This is a genomic window from Nocardia shimofusensis NBRC 100134 (genome assembly GCF_001613125.1).
Lineage (GTDB): Bacteria > Actinomycetota > Actinomycetes > Mycobacteriales > Mycobacteriaceae > Nocardia > Nocardia shimofusensis.
Genome location: NZ_BDBT01000003.1, coordinates 275,960 through 300,899, shown reverse-complemented (window position 1 = coordinate 300,899; position 24,940 = coordinate 275,960). Strand labels below are relative to the sequence as shown.

The 24,940-nt window shown below is 69.4% G+C and carries 22 protein-coding genes; 14 read left to right on the top strand and 8 right to left on the bottom strand.

The genetic code is table 11. The features are described from left to right. Positions 1-9: 9 nt before the first annotated feature. The 3 genes from NS3_RS05095 to NS3_RS05085 all read right to left on the bottom strand — a co-directional run bounded on the left by NS3_RS05095 (position 10) and on the right by NS3_RS05085 (position 3,546). Positions 10-207: a hypothetical protein gene (locus tag NS3_RS05095; RefSeq protein WP_067854618.1), complete on the bottom strand. Its 198-nt coding sequence runs from the start codon at positions 205-207 to the stop codon at positions 10-12. A 73-nt stretch (positions 208-280) separates the two neighbouring features. Continuing rightward, the gene (locus tag NS3_RS05090) at positions 281-2,416 is read right to left on the bottom strand and encodes an amylo-alpha-1,6-glucosidase (protein WP_373865278.1); all 2,136 of its coding nucleotides are present in this window, start codon (positions 2,414-2,416) and stop codon (positions 281-283) included. Beyond that, on the bottom strand, positions 2,413-3,546 hold the full coding sequence (locus NS3_RS05085; protein ID WP_067854230.1) for a glycosyltransferase family 4 protein: 1,134 nt from the start codon (positions 3,544-3,546) through the stop codon (positions 2,413-2,415). Before NS3_RS05085 ends, NS3_RS05090 begins: the two co-directional genes overlap by 4 nt. 512 nt (positions 3,547-4,058) lie before the next feature. Between NS3_RS05085 and NS3_RS05080 the strand changes: the two genes are divergently transcribed. From NS3_RS05080 to NS3_RS05055, 6 genes are all read left to right on the top strand, one after another. Continuing rightward, positions 4,059-4,256 (top strand): hypothetical protein, encoded by a 198-nt coding sequence (locus tag NS3_RS05080; RefSeq protein WP_067854220.1) that lies wholly within the window; start codon positions 4,059-4,061, stop codon positions 4,254-4,256. A 167-nt stretch (positions 4,257-4,423) separates the two neighbouring features. Beyond that, on the top strand, positions 4,424-4,882 hold the full coding sequence (locus NS3_RS05075; RefSeq protein ID WP_067854217.1) for an OsmC family protein: 459 nt from the start codon (positions 4,424-4,426) through the stop codon (positions 4,880-4,882). Positions 4,883-4,989: 107 nt separating this feature from the next. After that, positions 4,990-5,256 (top strand): acylphosphatase, encoded by a 267-nt coding sequence (locus tag NS3_RS05070; protein ID WP_373865281.1) that lies wholly within the window; start codon positions 4,990-4,992, stop codon positions 5,254-5,256. Positions 5,257-5,401: 145 nt separating this feature from the next. Continuing rightward, a complete protein-coding gene (locus NS3_RS05065) occupies positions 5,402-5,953 on the top strand; it encodes a hypothetical protein (RefSeq protein WP_218018193.1) in 552 nt (183 codons plus the stop codon). Continuing rightward, on the top strand, positions 5,953-7,119 hold the full coding sequence (locus tag NS3_RS05060; protein ID WP_067854211.1) for a glutathionylspermidine synthase family protein: 1,167 nt from the start codon (positions 5,953-5,955) through the stop codon (positions 7,117-7,119). The genes NS3_RS05065 and NS3_RS05060 overlap by 1 nt, the downstream gene beginning before the upstream one ends. A gap of 60 nt (positions 7,120-7,179) precedes the next feature. Further along, on the top strand, positions 7,180-7,629 hold the full coding sequence (locus NS3_RS05055) for a DUF350 domain-containing protein (protein ID WP_067854208.1): 450 nt from the start codon (positions 7,180-7,182) through the stop codon (positions 7,627-7,629). A gap of 82 nt (positions 7,630-7,711) precedes the next feature. Here NS3_RS05055 and NS3_RS05050 read toward each other — a convergent pair whose 3' ends face one another. Both NS3_RS05050 and NS3_RS05045 read right to left on the bottom strand, forming a co-directional pair. Next, positions 7,712-8,338, bottom strand: a complete 627-nt coding sequence (locus NS3_RS05050; RefSeq protein ID WP_084495050.1) for an MBL fold metallo-hydrolase — start codon at positions 8,336-8,338, stop codon at positions 7,712-7,714. Further along, positions 8,335-9,420 (bottom strand): S-(hydroxymethyl)mycothiol dehydrogenase, encoded by a 1,086-nt coding sequence (locus tag NS3_RS05045; RefSeq protein ID WP_067854205.1) that lies wholly within the window; start codon positions 9,418-9,420, stop codon positions 8,335-8,337. The genes NS3_RS05050 and NS3_RS05045 overlap by 4 nt, the downstream gene beginning before the upstream one ends. A 183-nt stretch (positions 9,421-9,603) precedes the next feature. Between NS3_RS05045 and NS3_RS05040 the strand changes: the two genes are divergently transcribed. Beyond that, on the top strand, positions 9,604-10,065 hold the full coding sequence (locus NS3_RS05040) for a DUF1707 SHOCT-like domain-containing protein (protein ID WP_067854202.1): 462 nt from the start codon (positions 9,604-9,606) through the stop codon (positions 10,063-10,065). Positions 10,066-10,077: 12 nt separating this feature from the next. On the opposite strand, the gene NS3_RS05035 is transcribed toward NS3_RS05040, so the two are convergent. Beyond that, entirely contained in the window at positions 10,078-11,613 is a 1,536-nt protein-coding gene (locus tag NS3_RS05035; RefSeq protein WP_067854199.1) for a hypothetical protein, read from the bottom strand. Positions 11,614-11,926: 313 nt separating this feature from the next. Here NS3_RS05035 and smc point away from each other — a divergent pair, with 313 nt between their 5' ends. Beyond that, on the top strand, positions 11,927-15,544 hold the full coding sequence (gene smc, locus NS3_RS05030; protein WP_067854196.1) for a chromosome segregation protein SMC: 3,618 nt from the start codon (positions 11,927-11,929) through the stop codon (positions 15,542-15,544). Between the two features lie 138 nt (positions 15,545-15,682). Here the strand turns inward: smc and NS3_RS05025 are convergent, their stop codons facing one another. Together NS3_RS05025 and NS3_RS05020 are read right to left on the bottom strand one after the other, a co-directional pair. Then, entirely contained in the window at positions 15,683-16,051 is a 369-nt protein-coding gene (locus NS3_RS05025; RefSeq protein ID WP_067854192.1) for an NmrA family NAD(P)-binding protein, read from the bottom strand. Positions 16,052-16,203: 152 nt separating this feature from the next. Continuing rightward, a complete protein-coding gene (locus NS3_RS05020) occupies positions 16,204-16,593 on the bottom strand; it encodes a DUF2237 family protein (protein WP_040797453.1) in 390 nt (129 codons plus the stop codon). A gap of 124 nt (positions 16,594-16,717) precedes the next feature. On the opposite strand from NS3_RS05020, the gene ftsY reads away from it, so the two are divergent. The 6 genes from ftsY to ffh all read left to right on the top strand — a co-directional run bounded on the left by ftsY (position 16,718) and on the right by ffh (position 24,875). Further along, complete coding sequence (ftsY, locus tag NS3_RS05015) at positions 16,718-18,250, top strand: signal recognition particle-docking protein FtsY (protein WP_373865277.1); 1,533 nt, start codon at positions 16,718-16,720, stop codon at positions 18,248-18,250. Between the two features lie 303 nt (positions 18,251-18,553). Then, a complete protein-coding gene (locus tag NS3_RS05010) occupies positions 18,554-19,876 on the top strand; it encodes an ammonium transporter (protein ID WP_067854189.1) in 1,323 nt (440 codons plus the stop codon). 4 nt (positions 19,877-19,880) lie between these two features. Beyond that, a complete protein-coding gene (locus NS3_RS05005; protein ID WP_040797451.1) occupies positions 19,881-20,219 on the top strand; it encodes a P-II family nitrogen regulator in 339 nt (112 codons plus the stop codon). Between the two features lie 86 nt (positions 20,220-20,305). Continuing rightward, on the top strand, positions 20,306-22,750 hold the full coding sequence (locus tag NS3_RS05000) for a [protein-PII] uridylyltransferase (protein ID WP_067854186.1): 2,445 nt from the start codon (positions 20,306-20,308) through the stop codon (positions 22,748-22,750). A gap of 122 nt (positions 22,751-22,872) precedes the next feature. After that, positions 22,873-23,187, top strand: a complete 315-nt coding sequence (locus tag NS3_RS04995) for a hypothetical protein (RefSeq protein ID WP_067854183.1) — start codon at positions 22,873-22,875, stop codon at positions 23,185-23,187. 119 nt (positions 23,188-23,306) lie between these two features. After that, positions 23,307-24,875 carry a signal recognition particle protein gene (gene ffh / locus NS3_RS04990; RefSeq protein WP_067854180.1) on the top strand — a complete coding sequence of 523 codons (1,569 nt, stop codon included), beginning with the start codon at positions 23,307-23,309 and terminating at the stop codon, positions 24,873-24,875. Positions 24,876-24,940: the final 65 nt, after the last annotated feature.

The following is a 24,940-nucleotide window of genomic DNA, read 5'->3' as shown; positions in this document are numbered from 1 at the left end:
CCGTCGACCTCAGGTGTGGGCCGCGGATTCGCCTCGGAGCGTGTCGAGGTAGGCGGCGGCCGCCAGATACTGGGTGCACTCCGGACCGTGGCCTGCGTGGACGGCGCGGAGGAACTGGGCGAGATCGGGAGTGAGATCGGTGGGGACCACCGCGCAGTCGCGGTGGCCGGATCCCCAGAGGTCGAGGCTGTCCAGTGACGTCTGCATCATGACTCCAGTTCGGGGAGATCGTCCGGGGCGCGCCCGGTCGGAGGTGTACGAACCTGGATCGAGGTGTTCGCTATTCGGTGATCAACTGCCAGTCCTGCGGGACCCGGGCGGAGATCACCTGGTCGCCTTCGGCTTCCAGATCGATGGTGATCTCGCCCAGGCGTAGCTCGGTCAGGGAGATCCGACCCCATTCGGCGGGCAGGCGCGGGCGGAGGGTGAGGGTGCGGGCGGGCACGTCGGGATCGAGTCCGAGGAACGCGCGCACCAGCAGCAGCGGTGCGGCGCTGGCCCACGCCTGCGGCGAACACGAGGTGGGGTAGGGAACCGGAACGGCGAACCGGGAACGCGAGAAGCCGCAGAACAACTCCGGCAGCCTGCCGTCGAAAGCCGCGGCGGCGTCGAGCAGTCCGGTCGCCAGCCGGGTGGCCAGTTCCACCGCGCCGGGCACGTGCCCGTAGCGCAGCAGACCCGCGACCCCGATGGCGGTGTCGTGCGGCCACACCGAACCGCAGTGGTAGCTCATCGGATTGAACGCGCCCATCGACGAGGCCAGGGTGCGCAGACCGAATCCACTGTCCATCTCCGGGCCGGACAATTGGCGCACGAGTTCGGCAACGTGGTCGTCCTCGGCGATTCCCGCCCACAGACAGTGGGCGGCGTTGCTGGTCAGCGCGTCGACCCGGCGTTTGGAGCCGTCCAATGCCACCGCGTACCAGCCGCGTTCGGGTAGCCAGAACTGCTCGGCGAACTTCACCCGCAGTTCGGCCGCCCGCTCGCGCAGCCGGCCGCCCAGCGGGACCTCGCCGAAGGCCTCGGCCAGTTCGGCGCGCGCCAGCATCGCCGCGTGCACGTAACCCTGTACCTCGCACAGGGCGATCGGCGCTTCGGCCAGATGCCCTTCGGCATCGTTGATGCCGTCGTAGCTGTCCTTCCAGCCCTGGTTGATCAGACCCCGATCGGTGGCGCGGCGGTATTCGACGAACCCGTCGCCGTCACGATCGCCGTAGTGGGTGATCCAGTCCAGGGCGGCATCGGCCGCGGGCAACAACCGGCGGATGGCGTCCTCGTCGGCGCCCCAGCGGTGACATTCGGCCAGCAGCATGACGAAAAGCGGAGTGGCGTCCACTGTTCCGTAGTAGATCTGCCCTCCGAGCACTTGCCCGCCTGCCGGGCCGCGGCGCATCTCGTGCATGATCCGCCCCGGCTCCTCCTCGGTGAGGGGATCGACGGCGCGGCCCTGCAATTCGGCCAGCTGCTGCAGCGTGCCCAACGCCAGATCGACCGCGAGCGGCAGCGCCATCCACGCGGTGAGCAGGCTGTCGCGGCCGAACAGGGTCATGAACCACGGCGCGCCCGCGGCCACGAAGGGCCTGCGCTCGCCGGAATCGTCGTGGATCTGCAAGGCGCCCAGATCGCTTTCGGTGCGGCGCAACACCTGCGTCAGTGTGGGATCGGCGGCGACGATGTCGGTGGCGGTGTCGCGCCACGCCTCGATCTTGCGGCCGGGCGCGCTGACGCCGTAGTGCTCGCCCGGCGAGACCGCCGTCTGCACACGCTGATTGCCCAGTGTGGGCTGGGCAATGATCTCGGTCTGCCAGCTGCCGCCGACCGGGACGACCGCCCGCCAGGTCAGCGTGCCGGGCAGCACGGTCGGTTCGACGCTGGCCGAAACCGACAGCCCGCGCATCCGATCGACGCGATCCTGCAGCAGCAGTTCGCCGTCGGCCACGGTCACCTCGGCGCGATTATGGCCCGCGCGGCCTTCTTTCACCGCGAACAGATCCACGAAATCGGCATCGACGTTCAGTTCCAGCGTGACCGCGGTCGGCTCACGGCCCATGTTCTCCAGGATCAGCATCTCGTGCATGCCCTCGGCGACGATGCGCTCACGCACCACGAGCAGTGTGCTGTCGGCCAGACCCGCCTGCGGCGGCCTGCGCAGGACGAATCGGGCCGTGAAAGCTTCGGGACTGAACACCGACAACGACTCGGCGGGCTTGCCGTCGACGAGCAACTCCCAGCGGGACACCACGCGTGCGTCCCGGAAGAACAACCCGTGCGGGCGGCCGGGTTCGACGTCACCCATCCGGTTCGACAGGCAGAAGGTCGAGCCCTCCACCAGTGTCACCGAATCGGAGCCGCCGAAACCGGCCGCCTCGCCAGAGTTCAGCGGCGAGGGGCCGCCGGGGGAATCCGCCATGCTCACGCGGGCCCGCCCGCGGTGACCGCTCGTATCCGCTTCGGGGCGGTCAGCTGTGGGGCGCCGAACGCGCGGGCCACCGAATCACCGGCACCGGCGAGTGCTTCGGACAGCAGCAGCCTGCGGTAGACCTGTTCGTAGCCGCGGCCGAGGGTTTCGGCGGCGTCGAAATTCTCGAGGACATGCGCCCGGCACGCCGCCGGATCGATCGAGCGGACTTCCTCGATCGCGCCGGGCAGTTCGGCGGGGTCGTCGCAGATGCGCCCGGTGACGCCGTCGACCAGGACTTCGGAGACGGCACCGCCGCGCAGCGCTACCACCGGGGTTCCACAGACCATCGATTCGATCATGACCATCCCGAAGGGCTCCTCCCAGCGGATCGGGAACAGCAGGCATCGTGCGCCGGAGAGAAGTTTACGCTTGGCGGCCGCGTCGGCGAGGCCGAATACATGATCGCGGTCGGTGAGCAACGGGCGCACGTACTCCTCGAAATAGGCCTGCTCCGGCGGTTCGCTGCACTTGCCGGCCAGTACCAGCGGGATGCCCGCCGCGTGCGCCGCCTCCAGCGCCAGATGCGGCGCCTTGCACTCGTTGAAGCGGCCGAGGAACAGTGCGTAGTCCTCTTTGTCGGTCCGGTACGGCCACTCGCTGACCCGCAGCGCGTTGTGTACCCGGCCGACCCACGGCAATTCCGGCGCCAGCGCGCGCTGCCGATCGCTGATCGCGACCAGTGCCACGTCGTTGCCGAGTTCGCGGTAGTAGCAGTAGGAGTCGTCTTCGACCGGTCCGTGCACGGTGATCACGGTCGGCAGCCCGAGCGCACGGTAGACCGGCGCGTTGAGCGGGCCGGCGAAGGTGTGATCGTGCACGAGATCCACGCCCTCGGTGGCGATCAGGCGTTCGATCGCCCGGCGCACCTTCAGCGCGTGCACGACTTCGGGGAACGGCTCGCCGAGGCGTTCGGGCAGGATCCGATCCCAGACGGTGACCAGATCGCCCTTGGTGCCGGGCTCGCCCGCGCCGATCAGGGTGACCCGATGGCCGCGATCGACCAGAGCGTCGACGAGATCGGCGACGACGGCCTCGACACCGCCGTAGGCCTTGGGGGGAACGTCGAAATAGGGGGGAACAACCATGGCAATGTGGAATTTGCTACCAGGGTGATCGATCGACACAAGGTCCGTGGCGGCACGTGGGGCCGCTACCGGCTCCGAGAACACTGCGCTCATGACCCTCCTTTCAGGGACACAACCGTTGGCACTCGCTTCACCCGGCAACTTCCGAGTGCCGGGCGCCGAAATGTGGTCCGTCTCCGTCACTCGAGGCTTGTCGTGACGCATGTCACTGAGCAGAGGGGGCCGACGCCGTGGTACCGCGTGGCGCACGACTCAACCGTCCCGCCAGGCGTGTCGTTATCTGTTTGTTATCCAAGCGATAGCTGAAAGGCTGCTGGCATATCGGCCGCCCGGTCGTCACCGGCCGTGTCGCGAGGGGCGCGCGAGTCGTCTTTGTGCCGTGATGCGGGCGAATCGGACGGTGACCGCGTAGGGTGGTGGTATTCGGGGGATTTCCGAGCGCACCGCCGACGTGGCCGTGCCGCCTCCGAATTGCGATCCGGCCGCCGTCTCGCCGGGACAGGAGCGTCCCCATGACGCATGATGACCTTCCGTCGTTCAGTCATCCGACGACACAGACGACACAGGAGCAGTACCAGACCGCGCCCGTCACCTCCGTGCCGCGCCCGGTCTTCAGCAGCCCCGACACCGCGACTGCCGCGGTCGTCGAGCACATCGACCCGCGCGCGCACGGCCGCGCTCGTGGCGCCGGCTCTCAGCGCCGCCACTAGGTCCGTCGGTGCGGTGCCGCCCTGTGTGCGGCACCGCACTCGCAGTAACGCGGCGTGCGGGTATGGCGTCGGCCGCTCGCCGGAATGCCGGCCGGTGCGTCCGCTGTTGCCGGGTGTGGGCCGATCTCGACACGGGCGGCCGTGACCCGAATGGCAGGATTCACGTTATGGCTGAACCGACCGCGACCGCTGCTACCACCGTGACCGACGCGCCGACCACGCTCTGGGTCGAACGTACCGGCACCAGGGCCTACACCGGCCGCAGTTCCCGCGGCGCGGAGGTGAAGATCGCCTCGCAGGGCGTACCCGGCGCATTCACCCCGGGTGAACTGCTCAAAGTCGCTCTGGCCGCCTGCTCCGGCCTCAGCGCCGACTTCCCCCTCTCCCGCAAACTCGGCGACAACTTCGACGCCACCATCCGGGTCTCCGGCGACGCCGACCGGGAGAACGAGGTGTACCCGCAGCTCGACGAGATCTTCGAACTGGATCTGAGCGAACTCGACGAGCAGGAGCGTGAGCGCCTGCTGGTGACCGTGCAGCGGGCGATCGACAAGGTCTGCACCGTCGGGCGCACCTTGAAAGCGGGCAGCAAGGTGACGCTGTCGTTCGACGTCGACACGCTGTGAGCCCCACCGCGTGAGGTGACCCGCGGGTGAGCGACCCGCTGCTCCGTCCGTATCCCGTGCCCGGCATGCTGTCGGGCATGAGTGAACGCGAGGACGCGGGCACCCGGATGCGTCTGAGCGCCTGGGTGCACGGCCAGGTGCAGGGGGTCGGGTTTCGCTGGTGGACCCGTTCACGTGCTCTCGAGCTCGGATTGAACGGGTACGCGCGCAATTCCGCCGACGGTCGGGTCCATGTGGTTGCCGAAGGGTCGCGGGCGAACTGCGATCGGTTGCTCGCACTCCTGCGTTCGGGCACAACGCCTGGCCGGGTCGACCTCGTTGTGGAAAGCTGGGAGACCCCGCGGGGGGATGTCACCGGATTCGAGGAGCGCTAGTGGAGAGTGCGATGCCGTCGGGGAGCCGGCGGTGAATACGCCGGGGCAGGGGGACGGGACTCCACAGGATTCCGGCCCGGAGGGCACACAGCAGCCGAGCGGCGGACAGCCGCAACTCAATGTGCCGGAGGAGAATCCGCCCGGCATGCCCCAGCCGCCGTTCGCCGGCAGTGTGCACAGGCAGGAGCCGGGCGTCACCCGCCCGCGACCGCCGACGGTTGCCGAGGCCCGTGCCAGGGACAAGGCCCGTAGGGAGGCCGCGGAACGGGCGCGGGCCCAGGCCACGGCGGCGGAAGCCAAGCGCCGCACCCGCAACCGGGTGCTGATCGGCGGCGTGGCCATCGTCGGCGTGGCCGGCCTCGTCGGCGGCGGTTACCTCGCCTACCGTGCGCTCAGCGCACCCGATGTGACCGCCTATTGCGTGAAGACCGAGAACGGCGAGGAAGTCGTGGTCGAGGATCGGTACTGCACTCCGGGGCAGAGCGGGTTCGTCGACGACAACGGCGGCTCCGGCGCGTTGATCATCCTGGGCGGCGGCCCGCAGTACCGCTACTACTACGGCGGCAGCAACACCGTCGGCAGACCACCGGCCGGCGGTACCACGATCAAGCCGAAGGGCGCCGACATCACCACCAAGTCCGGCACCACGATTCAGCGTGGTGGTCTGGGCAGCAAGAGCACCGGCGGTGGTTCCTGATGCGACGGACGCGGGGCACCCCCCGTCCCGGCTGGCAACGCGTCATCGAGGAACAAGGCCTGGTCTACGGTGCGCCGGGCCGGTACGCCGACGGCGCGCCGCGACCCTACTGGGACGAATCGGTGCACTACGAGTTCGACATGGACGAGATCCTCGCGCTGGAAGCCGATGTCGAGTTGCTGCACTCGATGTGCCTCAATGCCGTCGAACACGTCGTGCTCACCGAAAGGTTCGCCGATTTCGGCCTGCCCGAGTGGAGTTGGGGGCCGATCGCCGAGTCGTGGCGGCGCGGTGACGCCTATGTCTACGGCCGCTTCGACCTGCGTTACGACGCCCGGCGGCCGGCCAAACTGCTGGAGTACAACGCCGATACTCCGACCTCGCTGCTGGAAGCCGCGATCGTGCAGTGGCATTGGCTGACCGATACCCATCCGGGCGACGATCAGTGGAACTCCCTGCACGAGAAGTTGGTCGAGCGCTGGGGCGACCTGCGCAAGCAGGCCACCGACCCGCAGTTGCACTTCGCCTGGTCGAGCGCCGATGCCTCCGGTGAGGACAACGTCACCACCGCCTACATGCAGGAGACCGCCGCAGAAGCCGGGTTCGACACCATCGCGCTGCCCATCGAGGAGATCGGCTGGGACATCGAACTCGAGCGCTTCGTCGATCTCGCCGAAGCGCCGATCGCATCGATCTTCAAGCTCTACCCGTGGGAATGGGTGCTCGACGACGAATTCGGCAAACGGGTGGTCGCGAGCCTGCCCGCCACCGGCTGGATCGAACCGCTGTGGAAGGCGTTGCTGAGCAACAAGGCGATCCTCGCGGTGCTGTGGGAGATGTATCCGGGGCACCCGAACCTGTTGCCCACCTACCTCGATGATCCGCACGAACTCACCGAGTACATCCGCAAACCCAAGCTCGGGCGCGAGGGCGCGAACATGACCATCGTCGGGGCGGGCATGGAAACCGCCACCGGCGGCGTCTACGGCGCCGAGGGCTACGTCTACCAACTGCTCGACCCGCTGCCCGAATTCGACGGCATGCGCCCGGTGCTCGGCGCCTGGATGGTCGGCGACGGCTCGGCCGGGCTCGGCATCCGCGAGACGGCGGGCCTGATCACCGACGACGGCGCCGCCTTCGTCCCGCACCGAATCCCGACCGGCTAGTCCTGCGCACCGGCCGACTCTGATCCACTTCGTACGCCACATTTTCCGGAAAGGTTCACGATGACCGCAGTCGCCCTCGAATCGGGGTACTGGAGCGCGCTCGGCGAGGGCGTGGGCGCCATCCTCCTCTACGCCGTCGTCGGATTGGTGCTGATGCTCGTCGGCTTCTACGCCATCGACCTGACCACCCCCGGCCACCTGCGTGGGCTCGTCGCCGAGGGCAAGCCCAACGCGATCATCGTCACGGCCGCGGGCCTGGTCAGCATGGCCTTCATCGTGGTGCTGGCCATCTACGCCTCGGCGGGCAAGCTGTCCGAAGGACTGATCGCCGCTCTGGTCTTCGGCTTGGTGGGCATCGTCGCGCAGGTCATCTCGGTGCGGGTGCTCGAGCGGGTGTTCGGCATCGACATCGGCGCGGCGTTGCACTCCGACGTCCGCACCACCGAGGTGCTCGTGGTCGCTGCCGCGCACTTCGCGCTCGGTCTCGTGGTCGCCGTCGCGATCCTCTGACCGGCACCGGCCGGCTCCGACCGGTTCGCGTGGCCCGGCCGGATCGGACCGGCCGGGCCGTGTACCTGTTTTGTCGCCGGGGTCAGTGCCCGCGGGCGACCCAGTCCGCGAGGGACGGCTTCTCGGCGCCGATCGTGGTGCCCTCGCCGTGGCCGGTGTACACCACGGTCTCCTCGGGCAGGGTCAGCAGCCGGTCCCTGATCGAATCGATGATGGTGTCGAAATCGGAGAAGGACCGGCCCGTTGCGCCGGGCCCGCCCGCGAACAGGGTGTCGCCGGTGAACAGGGCGTGCAGTTGCGGCACCGACAGCGACACCGAGCCGGGGGAGTGCCCCGGCGTGTGCAGGATGTCGATGTCCAGCCCGGCCACTGTCAGCCGGTCGGTGCCCTCCAACGAGCGGTAACCGACGTTCGGGTGGGTCATCCGCCACAGCGGCTCGTCGCCGGGGTGCAACAGGATGGGCGCGTCGAAGCGGTCCGCCAGTTCCGGCGCCACGGTGACATGGTCGTTGTGCCCGTGCGTGCACAGCACCGCGACCACCCGGCGGTTGCCCACCGCGTCGGCGATGGCGTCGGCGTCGTGCGCGGCGTCGACGACGAGTACCTCGCTGTCGTCGCCGATCAGCCAGACGTTGTTGTCGACATCCCAGGTGCCTCCGTCCAGGCAGAAGGTGCCGGAGGTGACGACGCGGTCGATGCGCGCGCTCACCAGACCACCACCGAGCGCAGCACGTCGCCGGCGTGCATCTTGGCGAAGGCCTGTTCCACCTCGTCGACGCCGATGCGCTCGGAGACGAACTTGTGCAACGGCAGCCTGCCCTGGCGGTACAGGTCGATGTAGAGCGGGAAATCGCGTTCGGGCAGGCAGTCGCCGTACCAGGACGACTTCAGCGCGCCGCCGTGCGAGAACAGATCGATCAGCGGCATGTCGAGGGTCATGTCCGGGGTGGGCACGCCGACCAGCACCACGGTGCCCGCCAGGTCGCGCGCGTAGAAGGCTTGTTTCCAGGTCTCGGGCCTGCCGACCGCGTCGATCACCACATCGGCGCCGAAGCCGCCGGTGAGTTCCTTGATGCGCTCGACGGTGTCCTCGCTGCTCGCGTCGACGGTATGGGTGGCGCCGAAGCCCTTGGCCCACTCCAGTTTCCGCTGGTCGCGGTCGACGGCGATGATGGTGCGCGCGCCGACCAGGTTCGCGCCCGCGATGGCCGCGTCGCCCACGCCGCCGCAGCCGATCACCGCGACGGTGTCCCCGCGGGTCACGCCGCCGGTGTTGAGCGCGGAGCCGAGACCGGCCATCACGCCGCAGCCCAGGAGCCCGGCGACGGCCGGGTCGGCCTCGGGATCGACCTTGGTGCACTGACGTTCGTGCACGAGGGTCTTGTCGGCGAACGCGCCGATGCCCAGCGCCGGGCTCAGCTCGGTGCCGTCGGTCAGGGTCATCTTCTTGCTCGCGTTGTGGCTGGCGAAGCAGTACCACGGGCGTCCGCGCTTACAGGCGCGGCACTCGCCGCAGACCGCTCGCCAGTTCAGCACCACCACGTCGCCCGGCTCGACATGGGTCACCGCCGCGCCGACGGTCTCCACCACGCCCGCGGCCTCGTGTCCGAGCAGGAAGGGGAACTCGTCGTTGATGCCGCCCTCGCGATAGTGCAGGTCGGTATGGCACACACCGCAGGCCTGGATGCGGACCACCACGTCGTGCGGCCCCGGGTCGGGAATCACCACGTCGACCAGTTCGACCGGTTCTCCCTTGGCTCGGGCGATCACCCCGCGCACGGTTTCGGACACGCATGCCTCCTCGTGGTTCGGCGTGCCGTCGTCGGCACGGTGCCCATATTGCCCGGCGCGGGCGGGCATTGCCAGTAGAACTGGACACCTGTCTGTACTTCTATCTCTCTTGACATTCCACTATGGAAGATGCAGGCTGGGAGTAGACATTCCACAATGGAGTATCGATCAGAGGAATCGGACATGGAAATCTCGCCCTCCCCCCGCGCCTCCGACGCCGAACGCGACGAAGTCGTGCAGCTGCTGGCCCGGCACCTGGCCGATGGCCGGCTCGATCTCGCCGAGTACGACGCCAGGGTCGCGCGCGTCTACGCCACCACCACCCGCGACGATCTCGACCTCGTGCTCTCCGACCTGCCGCGCCCGGCCGAGGACGCCGGTCGGCGCAAGCCGATCGGCGACCGCTCTCGTCTGCCGCTCTGGCAGCGCGTCGAACTGCGTACCTGGGCCGGTGTCAGCCTGCTCGTGCTCGGAATCTGGGCGGCGATCTCGCTCGGCGCGGGTGAATTCACCTACCCGTGGCCGGTGTGGGTCATCGGTCCGTGGGGTGCGGTGCTGGCCTTCCGCATCGTCACCGGCTTCGAATCCGGGCGCGGGTGCGGGCGGGGAGCGTACATCGCGCGCGGCCAGGCGTCTGCCCGGTGATGTGACCGACTGTCAGCGGTAGCGGTGACCGCGTCGGCGTGGTTGTCCCGGCATCGGGTCCGCCTGTTCGTAGGCCCGGCCGTTGTACTCCGTGCTGCTGTGATCCGGACCGTCGTGGTCCCGGCCGCTGGAGCCGGGATCGTGGTGCGCCGGGCGGTCGTATCGGCTCTCGGCGCCATACGGTCTGTCGTACCCCCGAGAGGTGGTGTACCCCGAGGACGCGGCATCGCCCGGTGACGGAGGCAGTCGCGTCGGCGGTACGTCGGCTGCGGGCGAAGGGCCCGATCGGGTGGGGCGTGCGCGGCTCCGGGACGTCTGGGTGCGCGGCGTATCGGCGGGGTCGATTCCGGTGCGGGCGCTGAACAGTCCCGGCGTGGGCGACTCGGCCGCGGATGCCCGCCTGCTGCCGTGGATCGTGGTCTCGGGGAGATCGTCGGCTGTCGCTCGTGGCCGACTGCGACGGGGCGGGTCGGGGCGCGCGGCGTGGTCGGCGATGTCGCGAGATCCGGCCGCTCTGCGTTTCGCGGCTCGCGCGATCGGTCCGGAATGCTGCTCGGCGCTGTCCTGGAAGGCATACGGATGCCGCGCGGAGGAGGGTAGTGGGCCGGAATCGGGGGGTCTCGCCGTGGGCAGGGGGCCGGAGTGCGAGCCCGGCCGGGGCTTCGGGGTGCGGTTGCCTGTGCGGATCGGCGCGGAGTCGGGGCCCTGCACGTCGGAGCGTCGGCGCGACGACGAGGCGCGGTCGGCGTCGACCCGGCGGTTCGGTCCGGAACGGGCGTCGCGGAATTCGGAGGCGGCCGGGCGCGCACCGCGGGCGGACGCGGCGTCTGTCGGCGATGCGGGTCGGCGGGAGCCGCGCCGGGTGGGTTCGGAAACGGATGGACCTGCGGCGGATTCCTCACGCGACGCGCGTGTGCGTGCGTCGGTGGCGCGGCGCGGGCCGGGGCGCAGGATCGGGAGTTTGTGGGTGGTGCGACTGGGATGGTCGCCCTTCTCGCGGTAGGTGCCCGCGATGCCGTGCGCGCGCAGCCAGGCGCCCGGGTCCGCGCGGCTGTCCGCGTCGAGCCGGGGGACCACCTCTTCCAGCAGCTCCAGAACATCGCTGCCATCGCTGTCGTCGTCACCACCGCCGCCGAGGGCGGTGCGGACGGCGGGGAAGGTATCGGTGCGGAAGGTCCAGGACCATTCGTGGCCGGGGCGGGGGCCGCCGTATTCGCGGCCGTGGATGACGAGATTGCCGGATCGGGCGATCCTGGCGCGGATCGCGTGAGTGCTGGTGTCGTAGAGCAGGTCGTCTGCGCGCGGGGCGGGGGGATGGTTGGCCTCGAGTTCCTCGGCCTCCTCGATCCGCTCGGCCCGGACGATCTCGAACCACGCGGCGATCATCGCGCCCGTGGCCAGCAGCGCGGCTGCGACCAGTTCCAGCCATACGTCGGTGGGCAGCAGGCGCCGGGTGCGATCGCAGGCGTGCAGGAACAACAGACAGGCCACGACGAGTGCGGTGATCCGGCCGAGCCGCAGGGCCGTGCCGATCGATGGTGCCCGCATTCGCCCAACGCTCCCGAACCAAGAAGTACCGCCTGAACCCGTGGATCGTATGCGTACGAACGGCGAAACGGCAGTGCTCGCGACCGGTGATCCTGGGCCGACGAACCGTAGAGTTCGCGCGGGAAGCACGACGGATCGAGCGAACCCTTTCGGGCAACTGTCCAGCATTGGGTCGGGTGGGGCGCGGGCGCCGGGCTCGCTAGTCTGGTCGAGCAGCACTCGCGCCACGGGGGGTCGGGCGTGCCACGACATGTCGTGACCAGCCGATAGCATGGCACCTCGCCCGTCTCCGGCCCAGGAAAGGTCGTCGAATTTGCACCTGAAGAGCCTGACGTTGAAGGGGTTCAAATCCTTCGCGTCCGCGACGACGCTGCGCTTCGAACCGGGCATCACCTGTGTGGTCGGGCCCAACGGCTCGGGCAAGTCCAATGTCGTCGACGCGCTCACCTGGGTGATGGGCGAGCAGGGCGCCAAGGCGCTGCGCGGCGGCAAGATGCAGGACGTCATCTTCGCGGGCACCGCCGGCCGCGCGCCGCTGGGTCGCGCCGAGGTGACCCTGACCATCGACAACTCCGACGGCGCGCTGCCCATCGACTACGCCGAGGTGTCCATCACCCGGCGAATGTTTCGCGACGGCGCGGGCGAATACGAGATCAACGGCAACTCCTGCCGGCTGATGGACGTGCAGGAGCTGCTGAGCGACTCCGGCATCGGACGCGAGATGCACGTCATCGTCGGGCAGGGCCAGCTCTCGGCGATCCTGGAATCGCGGCCGGAAGACCGCCGCGCGTTCATCGAGGAAGCCGCGGGCGTGCTCAAACACCGCAAGCGCAAAGAGAAGGCGGTGCGCAAGCTCGAGGCGATGCAGGCCAATCTGGCCCGCCTGACCGACCTCACCACCGAGCTGCGCCGCCAGCTCAAGCCGCTGGGCCGCCAGGCCGAGGTGGCGCGGCGCGCGCAGACCGTGCAGGCCGACCTGCGCGACGCCAGGTTGCGCCTGGCCGCCGACGATCTGGTGACCCGGCGTGCCGAATTGGCGGGTCAGCAGAGCAAAGAGGCCTACGCCCGCGAGCAGCAGATCACCGTGCAGAGCGAGCTCGACGCCGCCAACGCGGCACTGGCCCAGCAGGAGTTCCAGTTGTCCCGGCTGACTCCGGGAGCCGAGGCGGCCGCGCAGACCTGGTTCCAGCTGTCCGCGCTCGCCGAGCGGGTCAATGCCACCATTCGCATCGCGGGTGATCGCGCCCGCCACCTCGACACCCACACCCCGGTCGGCGCCGGCCGCGATCCCGATCAGCTCGAAGCCGAGGCCGATCGCATCGAGGCCGAGGAAGCCGAACTGCGCGAAGCGGTCGAGATGGCGGCCGAGACGCTGGAGGCCGCGCGCGATCAGCTGGCCGAGCGTGAGTACGCGGCGAAGGCCGCCGAACAGGCGCACCTGGCCGCGGTGCGCGCCATCGCCGACCGGCGGGAAGGCCTCGCGCGGCTGTCCGGCCAGGTCGAGAACATGCGCACCAGGGCACAGTCGGTCGACGCCGATATCGCGCGGCTGTCGGTATCCATCGCCGAGGCGCGCAGGCGCGGCGAGACCGCGCAGGCCGAGTTCGACACGGTGCAGGGCGAATTGAGTGAGCTGGACGCGGGCGAGGAGGGTCTCGACGCTCAGCACGAACACGCGGTGCAAGCGCTGGAGCTCGCCGACCAGCGAGTGAACGAACTACGGGCGCAGGACCGGGACGCGAGCAAACGGGTTGCCTCGCTGAGCGCGCGCATCGAGGCGCTCGGCATGGGGCTGGCGCGTCGCGACGGGTCGGCGTGGCTGGTGGAGCATCGCCCGGAAGGTCTGCTCGGTCCGCTGTCGGGGGTGCTGCGGGTCCGTGCCGGATTCGAGGCCGCCGTCGCCGCCGTGCTCGGTCCGATCGCCGACGCGGTCGCCGCCGCGACCGGCGAGTCCGCACACGCGGCGATCCACGCGTTGAAGGAGGCCGACGGCGGCCGGGCCGCGTTGGTGTTCGGTGTCGCGTCCGAGACCGGCGAGCTGTCGGATGACTCGGCGCCCGCGGGTGCGTACCGGTTGGCCGATGTCGTCGAATGCCCCCCGGAGCTGCGCGCGGGTGTGCTCGCGCTGACCACGGGTGTGCTCGTGGTGGACGATCTGGCCGCGGCGGGGACGGTGCTGGCCGAGCATCCCGAGGTCAGGGTGGTCACCCGCGACGGCGATCTCACCGGCACCGGGTGGGTGCTCGGCGGCTCCGATCGCGCGCCGAGTCAGCTCGAGATCCAGGCCGACATCGATGCCGCGCAGGCGGAACTCGTCGCCGCCCAGCGTCATGCCGAGCAGTTGGAAGCGGCGCTGGCGGGGGCGCTCGAGGAGCAGGCCGATCGCAAGGACGCCGTCGATCACGCGCTGCTCGCCCTGCACGAATCCGACCAGGCGATGATCGCCATCTACGAGCGGCTGGGCAGGCTCGGCCAGGCGGCGCGCTCCGCGCAGACCGAGGCAGAGCGGCTGACCACGCAGCGCGCCGACGCCGAAGCGGGCCGAGAGCAGACCCTGGCCGGTCTGGCCGAACTCGAGGAACGGCTGCGCAACGCCGAACTGGAACAGGCCGCCGCCGACGACGGATTCGGCTCGGCGAGCACCGAAGCGGTCGGTCGGGAAAGGGAGGAAGCCGCGGCCGCGCTCGCCGAAGCCAGGGCGATGGAAGTCGAGGCCAGGCTGGCCGTGCGCACCGCCGAGGAACGCGCGGAATCGGTGCGCGGCAAGGCCGATGGTCTGCGTCGCGCCGCCCGCGCCGAACGGGAGGCCCGTGCCCGCGCCGAACGTGCCCAGGCCGCGCGCAAACGCGCCGCCGCGGTGGCCGCCGCCGTCGCCGAGTCCGGTGCCCGGATTGCCGCAGAGCTGGAGAAGGTGGTCATGGAGGCCGGCACCCGCCGTGACGACCTGGTGCGCCGCCGCACCGAGTGCGCGACGCAGGTGGAGCAGATCAAAGAACGAGCACGCGCCCTCAACACTCAGCTGGCTCAGCTCACCGATGCCGTGCATCGTGACGAGGTCGCCAAGGCGCAGGCCGCGTTGCGCATCGAACAGCTCGAGACCACCATCGCCGAACAGTTCGGCATCGCGCTGGAGGACCTGATCGCCGAATACGGTCCCGACGTGCCGCTGCCGCCCTCGGAACTGGAGATGGCCGAGTACGAACAGGCCAGGGAACGCGGCGAACAGGTCACCGCGCCGCAGCCGATGCCCTACGACCGTGGCTCCCAGGAGCGCAGGGCCAAGCGCGCGGAGAAGGATCTGGCCACCCTCGGCAAGGTCAACCCGCTCGCGCTCGAGGAGTTCGCCGCGCTCGAAGAGCGCTACAACTTCCTGGCCACCCAGCTCGAGGACGTCAAGAACGCACGCAAGGATCTGCTCGAGGTGGTCGCCGAGGTCGACGCGCGCATCCTGCAGGTCTTCACCGAGGCCTACGCCGACGTGGAGCGCGAGTTCGTCCAGGTGTTCTCCGCGCTGTTCCCCGGTGGCGAGGGCAGGCTGCTGCTCACCGACCCCTCCGACATGCTGACCACCGGCATCGAGGTGGAGGCCCGCCCGCCGGGCAAGAAGGTCAAGCGGCTCTCGTTGCTCTCCGGCGGCGAGAAGTCGCTGACCGCGGTGGCGCTGCTGGTCGCCATCTTCCGCGCCCGGCCGTCCCCGTTCTACGTGATGGACGAGGTCGAGGCCGCGCTCGACGACACCAACCTGCGCAGGCTGATCGGCCTGTTCGAGCAGTTGCGGGAGAAGAGTCAGCTGATCGTCATCACCCACCAGAAGCCGACCATGGAGATCGCCGACGCGCTCTACGGCGTCAGCATGCGCGGCGACGGCATCACCCAGGTGATCTCCCAGCGCCTGCGCACGGAAGCGCCCGCCCCGGCCGCCGCCACCTGAGGCGCGTCACCATCTCGTGCGGCGCGGCGCGCCGCCGGAGACCGGGCCCCGGCCGCCGGAGCGCGGCAACGACCGTGCTGTCCCCCGAGGTCCAACGACCCCGGAGGCCATCCGACGGGCGTCGGGATCCTGCCGGACTCAGTGCCCCGTGAGATCGGCCTCTACGACGGCCTTGATCCGGTGTGCTCCGGATTCGGCCGGCCAGACGTCGAAGGAACGCAGACCGGGATGGACGGCGCGGGTCTCCTCGACATCCGCCACCCAGCCGTGGTGATCCCGGATACGTCGCCAGGACTCGGCCAGTGTCGGGCCGAAAGTGGCGGCCTCCTCCCGGCCGATCTCCTGGTATTCGACCAGGTGGCCGATCGCCCGGCTGATCGCGGCCGCCGCCTCGGTCGGTGGGACGGCGTCGCCGGCCAAGGGCAGCACCCTGGTGTGGAAGCGCGCGGGGTCCGCGAAGGCCGGCGCGGCGATATCGGCGATGTCCGCGAGCGCGATCATCTTCATGGGCTGATCGGTGGGAACAGGTGACGGTGCACGCCGTGGTGGATGCCGTCCACCGGGGAGTCGCGCGGCAAGTGGTTCTCCATGAAGCGGACCGGACGCAGCAGCGTATAGGTGAGCCCGGATGCGGCTATCGGCAGGTCACCGACGGCAGTTCAGAGCAGATCACTGACGTCGTCTGGGACGTCGACGGCGTATTTGCGCAGGATCTCCATCGAGATGACCTCGAGGGCGTTCTCGTGGGTGGCGGCCAGGACCACCGGGGCGGCCACCCCGTCCTCGTGGGCGTGCAGCCAGCGCACCGCGACCACGCACCAGCGGTCGCCGGGTTGCAGGCCGGGGAAGTTGTTCTCCGGCCGCGGGGTGCTCAGGTCGTTGCCGATGGAGGCTTGATGCTCGAGGAATTCGGCGGTCACGACGGTGCAGACGGTATGACTGCCCAGATCCTCCGGCCCGGTGCTGCAGCAGCCGTCCCGGTAGAACCCGGTGAGAGGATCGGCGCCGCACTCTTCCAGCGGCCCCCCAAGCACGTTTCGATCGGTCACGTCGCCGATCCTATGTTTCCTTCGCGATAACTTCCGCAGGACAAGAAATCTCGGCGGCTGTGTCCCGGTGCCCCGCGGCCACGAACAGGCGCGATGAACAGCGAAGACGAGGCGTTCTGCAAGGATGGACCTCGTGAGTGCCCAAGCCTGGATTGTGATAGCCGCGGTCGCCGCCCTGCTGCTGGTGGCGTTCGTCGCCGGATTCGTCCTCTACAAGCGCCGCCGCGTCTCGATCACGGCGCCCACCCCCGACAAGGAGTTGACCGACCGCTCCGGCGGCTATACCGCCGCGGGCGGATTCACCTTCAGTCAGGGCTCGACGGCGACGGCCACGCGCCCGGAGCCCGTGGAACGCACCGACACCGAAGGCCAGCCGCACATCGGTGACGACGCCGCGATTCCCCGGGACGCACCGAAGCGCGGCATCACCAATGTGGCCTTGCCCGACGCCGACGTCGCCGAAGCGCCGTCGGGTTCCGGCGCCGCGGTGGCGGAACCCGAGGCCCCCGAGGCGACCGGCACGGAGGACACGCCCCCGGTTGCCGAGGCTCCCGTCACCGGGACCGACGTTCCCGTGACCGGGACCGACATCCCGGTCGTCGACTCCGCGCCTGCCGTGCAGGAACCCGCTCCCGTCGTCGACAACACCGCGCCGGTCATCGAGCCGGAGGTCTCGGCCCCCGAGATCCCCGCCACCGCCGAAGGCGCCGAAGCCCGGCCGGCGCTCGAGGAGATCGAGCCGACCTCCGGTCGTCTGATCCGCCTGCGCGGCAGGCTGTCGCGTTCGCAGAACGCGGTCGGCAAGAGCCTGCTCGGTCTGCTCGGCGGCGGCGATCTGGACGAGGACTCCTGGGAAGAGGTCGAGGACACCCTGGTCCTGGCCGACCTCGGCACCGCGAGCACCGCCGCGATCGTGGAGCGGCTGCGCGAGGAGATCAGCGCCCGCAGCGTGCGGACCCCCGAACAAGCTCGTCAGGTGCTGCGCGATGTGCTCGTCGAGGCTCTGCGCCCGGAGCTGGACCGGTCCATCCACGCCCTGCCGCACCCCGATCATCCGGCGATCCTGCTGGTCGTCGGTGTGAACGGCACCGGAAAGACGACCACCACCGGAAAGCTGGCGCGTGTCCTGGTCGCCGACGGCAGGCGGGTGCTGCTCGGCGCGGCCGACACCTTCCGCGCCGCCGCGGCCGATCAGTTGCAGACCTGGGGCGAGCGGGTCGGCGCGGACACCGTGCGCGGCAAGGAGGGCGCCGACCCGGCCGCGGTCGCGTTCGACGCGGTCGCCGCGGGCATCGAGCGTGGGGTGGACGCGGTACTCGTCGACACGGCCGGGCGCCTGCACACCAAGACCGGTCTGATGGACGAACTCGGCAAGGTCAAGCGCGTGGTGGAGAAGAAGGCCGCGGTCGACGAGGTGTTGCTGGTGCTCGACGCCACCGTGGGGCAGAACGGCCTCATGCAGGCCAGGGTGTTCGCCGAGGTGGTCGACATCACCGGTGTGGTGCTGACCAAGCTGGACGGCACGGCCAAGGGCGGCATCGTGTTCCAGGTGCAGCACGAACTCGGCGTGCCGGTGAAGCTGGTCGGCCTCGGCGAGGGCGCCGACGATCTCGCGCCGTTCGAGCCCGGTGCGTTCGTGGACGCCTTGCTGGGCTGAACCTTCCGAGAAACCCCTATCGGCGGCCGGGCGAGCAATCACCCGGCCGCCGACCTCGTCCGACCTCGTCCAGGGGGCTGGCTGCCGACGATCACGGGGCGATTCATCCCATTGACCGGAAACGCGCTCACACCTGCGACGAAACATGCGGTGCACCTTGCGAAACCTGGCGGAAACACAACCTGTGCATCCGTTCACTCAGGTGAAACACCGTGGCGGTCCAGTTGAAACACCGGAAGAACACTCTTCTCTGCAGGTCCATTTGCCAAGGGCGGCTGGGCTCCAGATGAGGAGGACATTAAGGTGGCTTTTCCCGTAATCGGTACGCCGGACACCGGCGATACCGCATGGATGCTGGCGAGTGCCGCACTCGTTCTGCTGATGACCCCAGGACTCGCGTTCTTCTACGGCGGCATGGTCCGTGCGAAGAACGTCCTGAACATGATCATGATGAGTGTCAGCGCGATGGGGTTGGTCACCATCCTCTGGGCGCTGTACGGCTTCTCGCTGACCTTCGGCGAAGACAAGGGCAACCTGTTCGGTGACCCCACCCAGTACTTCGGCCTGGCCGGAATGTTCGGGGCCACCGAGGAGGGTGAACTCCCGCTCGTCGGCACCATCCCGCTGACCCTGTTCGCCGCGTTCCAGCTGATGTTCGCGATCATCACCGTCGCGCTCATCTCCGGCGCGGTCGCCGACCGGCTGAAGTTCGGGTCCTGGCTGCTGTTCGCCGGCATCTGGGTCACCGTTGTCTACTTCCCGGTCGCGCACTGGGTGTTCTCCTTCGACGGAACCACCGCCGAGGTGGGTGGCTGGATCGCCAACAAGCTCGAAGCCATCGACTTCGCGGGCGGCACCGCCGTCCACATCAACGCGGGCGCCGCCGCTCTGGTGCTCGTGCTGATCCTCGGCAAGCGCAAGGGCTGGCCGCAGACCCCGTTCCGCCCGCACAACCTGCCGTTCGTCATGCTCGGCGCCGGTCTGCTGTGGTTCGGCTGGTACGGCTTCAACGCCGGTTCCGCCGTCGGCGCCAACGGCACCGCGGCCGCGACCTTCCTGACCACCACGATCGCCACCGGCGCCGCCATGATGGCCTGGCTCCTGGTCGAGAAGCTGCGCGACGGACATCCCACCTCGCTCGGCGCCGCCTCCGGCATCGTCGCGGGTCTGGTCGCCATCACCCCGTCCTGCTCCTCGGTGAACGTGCTCGGCGCGCTCGTCATCGGCATCGCCGCCGGCGCGCTGTGCGCCCTGGCGGTCGGCCTGAAGTTCAAGTTCGGCTACGACGACTCGCTCGACGTGGTCGGCGTGCACCTGGTCGGCGGTCTCGTCGGCACTCTGCTCGTCGGCCTGGTCGCCGCGCCGGAAGCGCCTGCGGCGGCCGAGGGGCTGTTCTACGGTGGTGGTCTCGACCTGCTGATCAAGCAGGCCGTGGGCGCCTTCACCGTCCTCGTCTACTCGATGGTCGCGACCGCGGTCATCGCGCTGGCCATCAAGTTCACCATCGGACTGCGCGCCGACGACGAGGGCGAGGCAGCGGGCCTGGACGAGTCCGAGCACGCGGAAAGCGCATACGATTTCGCTGCTGTGGGTTCCACCGCCCGCTCGCTGTCCAAGGAGGCATGACGACATGAAGTTGATCACCGCAATCGTCAAACCGTTCACCCTCGAAGACGTCAAGACCGGTCTGGAACAGGCAGGCGTGTTCGGTATGACGGTCAGTGAAGTACAGGGCTACGGCCGTCAGAAGGGGCACACCGAGGTCTATCGCGGCGCGGAGTACTCGGTCGACTTCGTGCCGAAGGTCCGGGTCGAGGTCGTCGTGGACGACGCCTCGGTGGACAAGGTCGTCGACATCATCGTCGAGGCCTCGCGGACCGGCAAGATCGGTGACGGCAAGGTCTGGGTCACCCCGGTCGAGTCGATCATCCGGGTGCGCACCGGCGAGCGCGGCACCGACGCGCTGTAGCCGGAACAACGAGTCGAGCGGCGGCCCCGCTCCGATCGGATAGCCCGGTCGGGGCGGGGCCGCACTCATGAAACGGGTGGTGGGTCATGGGTAGTGGAAGTAGGGAAGCCGGCGGGGCGAAGGCGCCCAACGGTGGCGCGGCCGGTCTGGTGCAGGCGCGCAAGCAGTTGCTCGAAGGCGGAATGCCGCGCAATCCCCGCCTGGACGCCGAATCGGTGCGTCTGGCGCTGGTCGATCTCTACGAACTCTGGCTCACCAACAAGGGCGCCGAGCTGGGCATCACCACCGACAGCGGATTGTCCGTGGTCGCGGTCGGCGGGCTGGGCCGTCGGGAGATGCTGCCCTACTCGGATCTGGATCTGGTGCTGCTGCACGACGACGGGGCCTCCGCGCGGGTCGCCGAGGTGGCCGATCAGCTCTGGTATCCGTTGTGGGACGCCCACATCAAGCTCGATCACAGTGTCCGCACCGTCGCCCAGGCGCTCCAGGTCGCCGACAACGACATGATCGCCGCCCTCGGCATGCTAGAGGCCCGGCACATCGTCGGCGACGAGGAGCTGAGCAACCTGCTCATCAGCGGAGTTCGCAGGCAGTGGCGCAACGGAATCCGCCGCCGCTTCGACGAACTCGTCGGCCAGGCGGAGGCGAGATGGCAGCGCAGCGGAGCGATCGCCCATCGTGCCGAACCCGATCTGAAGAACGGTCGCGGCGGCCTGCGTGACATCCAGTTGCTCGACGCGCTCGCCATCGCACAGCTGACCGACGCCATGCCGGGGCTCGGTCCTGATGTGCCCGGCGGCGGGTTGAAGCAGGCGCACCGCAGGCTGCTCGATGTCCGCACCGAACTGCACCGCGTTGCCGGACGCGGTCGCGACCAGTTGCGGGCTCAGGACGCCGACGAGATCGGCGCGGCGCTGCGCATCGGCGATCGGTTCGATCTCGCTCGCACACTGAGTGATTCGGCCAGGACGGTGAGCTACTCCGTCGAGGTCGGGTTGCGGACCGCCGCCAACGCCTTGCCCCGCCGCGGCTTGGCGAAGTTGCGGAGGATGCCGGTGCGTCGACCACTCGATGAGGGGGTGGTCGAGCACGCGGGCGAGGTGGTGCTGGCCCGTGACGCGCGTCCACAGCGCGATCCCGGGCTGACACTGCGGGTGGCGGCGGCTTCGGCGCAGACCGGGCTGCCGATGTCGGCGACCACGCTGGCCCAGCTGGGCGAGCAGGCCCCGGAACTGCGCGAGCCGTGGCCGAAGGACGCGCTCAACGACCTGCTCGTGCTGCTCGGGGCCGGCCGGGGCGTGATCAGTGCGATCGAGGCGCTGGACAGAACCGGGCTGTGGGGCAGGCTGCTGCCGGAATGGGGTGCGGTGCGCGATCTTCCGCCGCGCGACGCCGTGCACACCTGGACTGTCGATCGGCACCTGATGGAGACGGTCGCCTACGCGAGTGCGCTCAGCACCCGCGTCGCCCGGCCGGATCTGCTCGCCCTCGGCGCGCTGCTGCACGACATCGGCAAGGGCAGGCAGGGCGATCACAGCATCGTCGGCGCCGACCTGGCCACGCAGATCGGCAACCGTCTCGGCCTGTGGCCCTCGGACGTGCGCACGCTCAGCGCCATGGTGCGTCACCACCTGCTGTTGCCCGACACCGCGACCCGTCGTGATCTCTCCGACCCGGAGACCGTGCGGGCGGTCAGCGAGGCGCTCGACGGCGACCCCCAACTGCTGGAACTGCTGCACACTCTGGCCGAGGCCGATTCGCTGGCCACCGGGCCCGGCGTCTGGGGGGAGTGGAAGGCCTCGCTGATCGGGGATCTGGTGCGTCGCTGCCGCGCCATGATGGCCGGTGACGAACTGCCGTCCCCGGCGGAGGTCGCGCCGGAATTGCTGGTCAAGGCCGCCGCGGGCGGCGTGCATGTCGAATTGACCCAGGGCGAGGGCAAATTCACGCACGTGGTCACCGTCATCGCGCCCGACGCTCCCGGTCTGCTCTCGGACGCGGCGGGCGTCCTGGCGTTGCATTCGCTGCGGGTGCTCTCGGCTTCGGTGGGCGTGCACGGTGATTCGGCGATCGACACCTTCGTGGTCACCCCCAAGTTCGGCGATCCGCCGGACGCGGGCCTGCTGCGCCAGGAACTCATCCGCGCCATCGCCGGTGATCTGGATCTGCCCGGAGTGCTCGCCAAACGCGAGCGCGAGACCACCGTGGCCGATCGCGGCCCGTACGCCCAGGCCGAGCCGCGGTTGCTGTGGTCGCCGACCGCCACCGAGGGACAGGTCATCCTCGAGCTGCGCGCCGAGGACCGCATCGGCCTGCTGAGCAGGCTCGCGGCCGCGCTGGCCGGGTGTGGTGTGAACGTGCGCTGGGCCAAGGTCGTCACGATGGGTTCGGCCGTGGTCGACTCGTTCTGCCTGGATCTCGGCCAGGGCGATGATCAACAGCGCCGCGAGGCCGTGGAGAAGGCGGTCCTGCAGGTGGTTCCCCGGCCGGCTCCCAAGCCGCCGGAAGGGAACAGCGCAAGCTCCGTCTGACCGGTGCCGCGAACCGCGACCGGAATGTTGCAGATAATTTGCTGAGACGCGTCCCTCGGTAACGGCGTGGCACCTACGATCTAGAACGGTCCGTCCCGCGCACTGACGATGGGAGCTGGTCGATGGCAATTCAGGTTGTCGAGGCGTCGATGATCACCAGTGACGACACCTCACACATGGCACGGTGTGTCGGCGGTGATCTCTGGGTCGTCTCCTGGCTGCCCGGTCGCACTCTGACCGGACCGCAGGCCGTCGCGGCGATGACCATCGCGGCAGCGGTCGCCACCCAGAAGATGGACACGCCCGCGCAATGGTCCACGCTGGATCCGCTCGCCCTGCGCGTCGGGCTCACCGGCAGGCAGTCGGTGCACCTGGTGCGGCTGGAGAACCACGATCTGCTCTGCGCGGGGGAGGCGAGCCACGCGCAGGTCGAGTAGCGGCGGCGATACCTAGGGCGATATCGACGACGATATCGACGACCGAGTGCGCGAAAGCCCGAGTGAGCCCATTACCCTGGGTAGTCAATTGACGTCACTCGAGATCAGGAGCGCGATCGGTGTTCGAATCCCTGTCCGACCGGCTTACCGGTGCCCTGAAGGATCTTCGCGGTAAGGGGCGTCTGTCACCGGCCGACATCGACGCCACCTGTCGGGAGATCCGGCTTGCTCTGCTCGAGGCGGACGTCGCGCTGCCCGTGGTGCGCGGTTTCATCGCCAAGGTCAAAGAGCGTGCCAAGGGCGCCGAGGTATCCGGCGCGCTGAACCCCGCCCAGCAGGTCGTCAAGATCGTCAACGAGGAACTGATCCAGATCCTCGGCGGCGAGACCCGGCGATTGAATCTGGCCAAGAACCCGCCCACCGTGGTCATGCTGGCCGGTCTGCAGGGCGCGGGTAAGACCACGTTGGCGGGCAAGCTCGCGAAATGGCTCAAGGGCCAAGGGCATCAGCCGCTGCTGGTGGCCTGTGACCTGCAGCGACCCGGCGCGGTCACCCAGCTCCAGGTGGTCGGCGAACGCGCGGGCGTGCCCGTGTACGCCCCGCACGCGGGCACCTCGATCGGCGGTGGCGAGAACCCGCTGGGCATCTCCGCGGCCGATCCGGTGGAGGTCGCGCGCGGCGGTGTCGCCGAGGCCAGGGCCAAGCAGTACGACGTGGTCATCGTCGACACCGCGGGCCGCCTCGGCATCGACGAGGTGCTGATGCGTCAGGCCGCGGGCATCCGCGACGCCGTCCAGCCCGACGAGACGCTGTTCGTGCTCGACGCGATGATCGGCCAGGACGCGGTCGCCACCGCCGAAGCCTTCCGCGACGGCGTCGGCTTCACCGGCGTGGTACTCACCAAGCTCGACGGCGACGCCCGCGGCGGTGCGGCGCTGTCGGTGCGCAATGTCACCGGCGCGCCGATCATGTTCGCCTCCACCGGTGAGAAGCTCGAGGACTTCGACGTCTTCCATCCCGACCGGATGGCCAGCCGCATTCTCGGTATGGGCGACGTGCTCACCCTCATCGAACAGGCCGAACAGGTCTACGACGCGCAGCAGGCCGAGGAAGCCGCCCGCAAGATCGGCAGCGGCGAGCTCACCCTCGAGGACTTTCTCGAGCAGATGCTGGCCATCCGCAAGATGGGCCCGATCGGCAACCTGCTCGGCATGCTGCCCGGCGCGGGCCAGATGAAAGACGCGCTCGCCGCGGTCGACGACAAGCAGCTCGACCGGGTGCAGGCCATCATCCGCGGCATGACCCCCGCCGAGCGGGCCAATCCCAAGATCATCAACGCCTCCCGCAGGCTGCGCATCGCCAACGGCTCCGGCGTCCAGGTCTCCGAGGTCAACCAGCTCGTCGATCGCTTCTTCGAAGCCAAGAAGATGATGGCGATGATGGGTCGCCAGATGGGCATGCCCGGTTCGCGGCGCGGCAACGCCAAGAAGGGCAAGAAGGGCAAGAAGGGCGGCCGCGGTCCGACACCGCCGAAGATGCGCGGCGGCTTCCCGGGTATGCCCGCCGGTTTGCCCGGCATGCCCGCGGCCGGGATGCCCGACCTCTCCGACATGCCTCCTGGTCTCGACCAGCTGCCGCCGGGCCTCGAGGGCTTCGATCTGTCGAAGCTGAAGTTCCCCAAGCAGTAGTTCCCCGGAACCCGGCGCTGATCGCCGGGCGCGGGCACGCGTCCGGACGGTAGGTTGAAAGCCAC

What these genes read in the sequence shown, in the direction of transcription:
- NS3_RS05095 (WP_067854618.1), bottom strand. Translation starts at nt 207, where the DNA reads ATGCAGACGTCACTGGACAGCCTCGACCTCTGGGGATCCGGCCACCGC.
- NS3_RS05085 (WP_067854230.1), bottom strand. Translation starts at nt 3,546, where the DNA reads ATGGTTGTTCCCCCCTATTTCGACGTTCCCCCCAAGGCCTACGGCGGT.
- NS3_RS05080 (WP_067854220.1), top strand. Translation starts at nt 4,059, where the DNA reads ATGACGCATGATGACCTTCCGTCGTTCAGTCATCCGACGACACAGACG.
- NS3_RS05075 (WP_067854217.1), top strand. Translation starts at nt 4,424, where the DNA reads ATGGCTGAACCGACCGCGACCGCTGCTACCACCGTGACCGACGCGCCG.
- NS3_RS05070 (WP_373865281.1), top strand. Translation starts at nt 4,990, where the DNA reads ATGCGTCTGAGCGCCTGGGTGCACGGCCAGGTGCAGGGGGTCGGGTTT.
- NS3_RS05065 (WP_218018193.1), top strand. Translation starts at nt 5,402, where the DNA reads ATGCCCCAGCCGCCGTTCGCCGGCAGTGTGCACAGGCAGGAGCCGGGC.
- NS3_RS05060 (WP_067854211.1), top strand. Translation starts at nt 5,953, where the DNA reads ATGCGACGGACGCGGGGCACCCCCCGTCCCGGCTGGCAACGCGTCATC.
- NS3_RS05055 (WP_067854208.1), top strand. Translation starts at nt 7,180, where the DNA reads ATGACCGCAGTCGCCCTCGAATCGGGGTACTGGAGCGCGCTCGGCGAG.
- NS3_RS05040 (WP_067854202.1), top strand. Translation starts at nt 9,604, where the DNA reads ATGGAAATCTCGCCCTCCCCCCGCGCCTCCGACGCCGAACGCGACGAA.
- NS3_RS05035 (WP_067854199.1), bottom strand. Translation starts at nt 11,613, where the DNA reads ATGCGGGCACCATCGATCGGCACGGCCCTGCGGCTCGGCCGGATCACC.
- NS3_RS05025 (WP_067854192.1), bottom strand. Translation starts at nt 16,051, where the DNA reads ATGAAGATGATCGCGCTCGCGGACATCGCCGATATCGCCGCGCCGGCC.
- ftsY (WP_373865277.1), top strand. Translation starts at nt 16,718, where the DNA reads ATGGACCTCGTGAGTGCCCAAGCCTGGATTGTGATAGCCGCGGTCGCC.
- NS3_RS05005 (WP_040797451.1), top strand. Translation starts at nt 19,881, where the DNA reads ATGAAGTTGATCACCGCAATCGTCAAACCGTTCACCCTCGAAGACGTC.
- NS3_RS05000 (WP_067854186.1), top strand. Translation starts at nt 20,306, where the DNA reads ATGGGTAGTGGAAGTAGGGAAGCCGGCGGGGCGAAGGCGCCCAACGGT.
- NS3_RS04995 (WP_067854183.1), top strand. Translation starts at nt 22,873, where the DNA reads ATGGCAATTCAGGTTGTCGAGGCGTCGATGATCACCAGTGACGACACC.